The organism is Veillonella sp. KGMB01456 (assembly GCF_023051165.1).
Lineage (GTDB): Bacteria > Bacillota > Negativicutes > Veillonellales > Veillonellaceae > Veillonella_A.
In genome coordinates this window covers 1-6,078 of sequence record NZ_JALKIG010000066.1, presented here as the reverse complement: position 1 = coordinate 6,078, position 6,078 = coordinate 1, and the positions used below count along the sequence as shown (strand labels likewise).

General features: G+C 40.2%; 2 protein-coding genes. Both read left to right on the top strand.

Annotation, left to right across the window (positions count from 1 at the left end):
• A partial coding sequence (locus MXE28_RS11075; RefSeq protein WP_247240173.1) for a YadA-like family protein occupies window positions 1-4,679 on the top strand: 4,679 nt, incomplete at its 5' end.
• Between the two features lie 726 nt (window positions 4,680-5,405).
• Window positions 5,406-6,078 (top strand): ESPR-type extended signal peptide-containing protein (locus MXE28_RS11070; protein WP_247240172.1); only part of this gene is annotated, 673 nt, incomplete at its 3' end.

Sequence of the window (6,078 nt, the reverse complement as noted above, 5' to 3'; positions counted from 1 at the left end):
TGCAAAAAGATCTCAATGATTCCATTAAAGGTGCTCAAGATACAGCTAATTCCGCACTTCAGAGTGTAAGTGTTAAAGATGGCGCCGGTAATGTTCTTACCGTGAATAAAGACAATGCCGGTTTCGGTATCGTAGGTGCTACCGATGGTATGGTTGAAAGTAAAGTGTCCGGCCAGGACTTGGTAGTAGACTTAACAGCAGCAACGAAAGAAAAAATCAACAACGCAGCCGGTAAAGACTTAGGCAACTTGGACGATAAAGGCAAAACAGTTATTAAAGAAGTTGTTCAAGAATCCGTTGATGTAGCAGGCGGCAACAATATTGAAGTAACTGATGCTGTAAATAATGAAGGTGTTAAAACATTCACCGTTAACATGAAGAATAATGTTGACTTAGGTGCTAACGGATCTATTAAAGCAGGTGCCACTACATTAGATGCTAGCGGTTTAATAGCCGGAGCAACTAAAGTTGGTGCTGATGGCGTAAGCGTTGGTGATGCAGCGTTAACAACTGACGGTTTAGCAATCGTTGGTGGTCCATCCGTAACTAAAGACGGTATCAATGCAGGTGGTAAAGTAGTTGGCAACCTTGGTGAAGGTGCTGTAGCAGAAGGCTCTAAAGATGCTGTAACCGGTGGTCAGTTATACGGTGTGAAAACTGAATTAGATGACAAAGTAAACACTGTTACTAACGAAGTTAACACAATTAAGACTGACGTTGGCACATTGAAGACTGAAGTAACAACCGTTAAAAATGATGTTGGTACTCTCAAAACTGAAGTAAATACAGTTAAAACTGATGTGGGTACCCTCAAAACTGAAGTAACGAACGTTAAAACCGATGTAGGCACGATTCGTACAGATGTGAATACCTTGACTGATCGTGTAACGACGGTTGAAAACACTGCAGGTAGTGCTCTTCAAACAGTAACGGTAACAGATACTAATGGTCAAAAACTTGTTGTTAATAAAGATAACGCAGGTTTCGGTATTAAAGGTGCTACTGACGGCATGGTTACCAGCGAAGTGTCCGGTCGGGACTTGGTAGTCGACTTAACAGCTGCAACTAAAGAGAAAATCAACAACGCAGCCGGTAAAGACTTAGGCAACTTGGATGATAAAGGTAAAACTGTTATTAAAGAAGTTGTTCAAGACGCTGTTGATGTAAAAGGCGGCAGCAATATCAACGTAGATAAAGCTACGGTTGATGGTGTTAAGACATTCACTGTTAACTTGGATAAAAACTTGGATTTGGGCGGCGAAGGTTCTATCACTTTGGGCGATACCATCATCAAATCCGGTGACGTAAAAGTTGGTGGTACAACCATTAATAACGGCGGCGTAACTTTGAACTCTAACGGCGAATTCAAAGTTGGTGACACTGTAATCAACGGCAGCACAATCAATGTTGGCGGTACAACCCTCAATCAAGGTGGTTTGACAATTAAAAACGGTCCTTCCATCAATGTAGGCAGTATCAACATGGGCGGTACTAAGATTACCAACGTAGCTAATGCCACTGAAGAAGGCGATGTAGTAACTTACAACCAGTTACAAGAAGTGAAAAATATCGCTAACGAAGGTTCCAAATTGGCTAACAGCGCGCTTCAAACAGTAACGGTTAAAGGTAATGATGGTCAAACAATCGCTATCAGCAAATCTAATTCCGCTATCGGTATCATAGGTGCAGCTGACGGCATGGTAGAAAGTAAAGTTAATGGTAATGATTTGGTAGTAGATTTAACAGCTACTACGAAAGAAAAGATTAACAATGCAGCCGGCAAAGACTTAGGCAACTTAGATGACAAAGGCAAAGAAGTTATCAAAGAAGTGAGTCAGGATGCAGTTGATGTAGTAGGTGGTAACAACATTACAGTTGATACTGAAAAAGCGGATGATGTTAAGACGTTTACAGTTAACTTGAACAAAGACTTGAACTTAGGTGGTGAAGGATCCATCACTTTAGGCGATACTGTAATTAAATCCGGTGACCTCCATGTTGGCGGTACAACGATTAATAATGGTGGCGTAACCCTTGTTCCTACCGGTGAATTCCGAGTTGGTGATACTGTAATCAACGGTGGTTCCATTAATGTAGCCGGCACAACGATCAACGAAGGCGGTATTACGGTTAACCCTCAGGGCAACATCGTTCTCGGCGATACGACAATCTCCAATGGTGGTTTCACAATTAAGAACGGTCCTACCATCAACGTTGGCGGCATCAATATGGGCGGCACTAAGATTACTAATGTAGCTAACGGTACTCAAGAAGGCGATGTAGTTACTTACAACCAATTGCAAGAAGTGAAAAATATCGCAACTGAAGGCTCCGAATTAGCTAACTCCGCTTTACAGACTATCTCCATTAATGATGGTAACGGTGGCGTAATTACGGTTAATAAAGGTCAGGCAGGCTTCGGTGTTACCGGTAAAACCGGCGGCGTGGTTGAAAGCAAAGTTGATGGTCAAAACTTGGTAGTAGACTTAACGGCAGCTGCTAAAGAAAAGATTAACAACGCAGCTGATAAAGACTTGTCCAATTTAAGCGATAAAGGTAAAGACGTTATCAAAGAAACCAGTCAGAATGCGGTTAATGTAACAGGTGGTACTAACATTACGGTAACTCCTTCCGACGTTAACGGTGTTAAGACATTCGATGTTAACTTGAATAACCAAATCGACCTTGGTACTACCGGTTCTGTAAAAGCAGGCAATACAACGGTAGATAACAATGGTGTAAGCGTAGGCTCCAGCACATTGAACGGTAGCGGCTTAGCCATTACCGATGGTCCTTCCGTAACTAAAGACGGCATCGATGCAGGCAATAAAGTCGTTTCCAACATTGCTGATGGTGTAAATGCCGGCGACGCTGTGAATAAAGGCCAGTTGGATAAAGTAGATACTAAAGTTACTGACTTAACCGGTAGAGTTGACGGTCTCGACAAAGGCCTTAAAGACTTGGGAACTAAAGTTGACGGCTTAGGTCAAGAAGTTAAAGACCTTGGCACAAAAGTTGGTGACTTGGATACTAAAGTAGGTAATTTAGACACTAAAGTTGGCAACCTTGATACTAAAGTAACCGATTTGGACAAAACCGTAAAAGGCTTTGATGGTAGAATTACTGATGTTGAAAAACTCGCCGGCAGTGCTATGCAGGGAATCACGATTGGCACTGACACCAATAATGAAGATGAACATGTAAATCTTACTAAAGATAATAGTCGTATGGACATTGTTGGTGCTACCGATGAAAAAGGTAATAAGTCAATTGTAACGGCGGTTGAAGGCAATAAAGTTACTGTTGATCTTACCGATACGGTAAAAACTAAGATTGATAATGCAGCAACCAAAAATATGGACAATTTGACTTCTGAAGGTAAATATAATGTTCGAAAATTGGTGCAAGCAGAAGGTGGCGACGAATATGTTGATGTTAAAACAATTATGAATCCTGATGGGTCAAAAACATTTAATATCAGCATGACTAAAGAAGCGGTTGAAGAGTTTACTCGTGAAACCGGTTGGTATATTCCGGGAGATGATGAAACAGAAAATACGGTTACAACTGAAAGAACTGGATTCCGTAATGCAACTACAACTCCTACAACTCCTCCTAAGAGAAGCGGTTTGAAATATACTGACAACTTCAAAATTGTTGGCGGTACAGAACTTGAATTAAATGATGACTTACATGTAGGTCATTCATTAACGATAGGTGCAGTTAATGGAGAAGATCAAGATGCATCACAAGGTGGTGTAGCTGAAATAACTGCTCAGGGCTTCCACGTTGGTGAATCGTCATTAACAGGTAATGCGTTGACTATAGGTGGTGTCAACGATAGTAGCGTGGCTCAGTTGACGAAAGCTGCCTTAACATTCGGTGATGTGACTGATGGAACAGTAACAGCATCAACTACTTTGTCGAAAGATGGTTTGGCTGTTGGTGATACTAGCGTAACATCCGAAAAAGTCGCTGTAGGTAAGTCTTCGCTTACTAGTGATACACTTACAGTAGATGGAATCAAATTAGCTAGCCAATCAACTACTGAAAGAGGTTTGATCACTTTAGACAATGTGGCTCAAGGGGATATTTCCAAATCTTCTAACCAAGCAATTACCGGTGCTCAGTTGTATCCTATTAAAACGCAAGTTGACAACAATACAGCTGCAATCGGCGTAATTGGTGAAGTAGTAAATGCGCAAGGTCAGGCAATCCAAGGATTGTCTTCCGAAATTCAAAACGTACGCAATGAATCCGCTGAAGGCGATGCAATGGCAGCTTCCTTAGCCGCATTGAATCCGCTTCCATATGCTGAAGGCGAACGTGGACAGATTATGGCCGGCTTAGGTACTTACAGAGGCAAACAAGCATTGGCAGTAGGTTATGCTTACGCGCCGGATAGCGATCAGCAATACACTGTAGGTCTCTCCTATGGTCAAGGCGGTAAAGCTATGGCTAACTTGGGTGCTACATTCCGTATCGGTTCCGGAGAAACAACCAAACCTGGTACCTCTGTAGCTGCAGTTCAAAACAAAGTTCAAGCTTTAGAAGCACAGAATAAAGCGCAACAAGCTAAATTCGATGCTGAATTGGCTGCCAAACAGAACCAGATTGATGCTCAGAACGATCGCATTGCTAAATTGGAAGCTTTGGTACAGCAGTTAGTTCAACGTTAATTGGATTGTTTAGTAGTGAATTACAACGTATTGTCTAATTGTAGAAAAATTTGTTGGCGGTGTAGATACAATTGAATAAAGTGTAAGTAAACAAAACGTGTGATATGGAGAGATAAGACTCTTTGTATCACACGTTTTTGTGTATGAAGATAAAAAAATGATTTGTGACGGAAATAATCAATTAAATGATGTTTTTTACAAGTGTACATTATGAAAAAATATGAATGAGAAAAATGAAGAGAGTTCATGAAAAAAATTAATTAATCGATTAGTAAACGATTCGTGTTATTTCATTTTTAGCATTAATAGAATTCATTATTTGATGAAAATAAAATAATACTTTAAAAGTTTAGATTTTATCTGTGTTGTTGATTTACAGTGATAAAAAAGTTATGAAATAAAATTATTCAATATGTTAAAAGCCAATAAATAAGCTGTTTTTAGTTTGTTGACATGATTATTGAATGAACTATATATTACACTCTAATAGAAAAAGAAATCCAATTATTTAGATGTAAGCATAAAATTTTAGTATGAAAATCCTATTTTATATTTTCGAATTTATTGATAAAAATTTATATTGTAAATTTGTAAAAGAAAAGTGGTTGAGTGATTTTTGTGTTAAATTTTATGAATAAATTGGTGTGTTTTTTGGTTTATTGGTAATGGACATATCTTGTGAAATGGGAGAAGTTTGCAAGATAAAGAAGTTTGGAGGCGTACTGAATGAATAAGATTTTTAAAATCGTTTGGAGTAAAACAAAGGGATGCTATGTTGTGGCTTCGGAGTTTGCTAAATCTCACCAAGGCGGTGTAACGCGTGCATCGCGCAAGGCTGTAACGGCTCTATTATTGAGTAGTATGGTGTTAATGCAGCATTCTGTATACGCAAGTTATATTACGGCGGATAAGGGCTTTATGGATGGAGATAACTCCGTAGGGTTTGATACCGGTAATGTAGGTTCGTATCGTTTATTATTACGTGGTATTAACGGGATTACTACAACATTGACAACATATGATAGTTCTGCTGCAGATGGTGTTGGTAAAGGTAATGCTAGGACGAGTTCAAATAAACAAGTATTGACTATCGGTTTAAGTACGGAATCTCAAGAGAAATTGAATCAAGCGGCGTCTTCTGCAGCATCGTCGGCGGCAAGTGCAGAAAGCTCTGCATCGAGTGCAACTGTGGCTGATAGCAGTGCATCTAGTGCTGTTTCTAGTGCAAGTGATGCTGAAGATAGTGCAAGTAGCGCGGAATCTAGTGCTAGCTCTGCTGCATCGAGTGCAGAAAGTTCTGCATCGAGTGCTGCTGAAGCATCTACAAGTGCCTCTAGCGCCGCCTCTAGTGCTAGCTCCGCATCAACAAGTGCGTCCAGTGCCGTTTCTAGCGCCACAG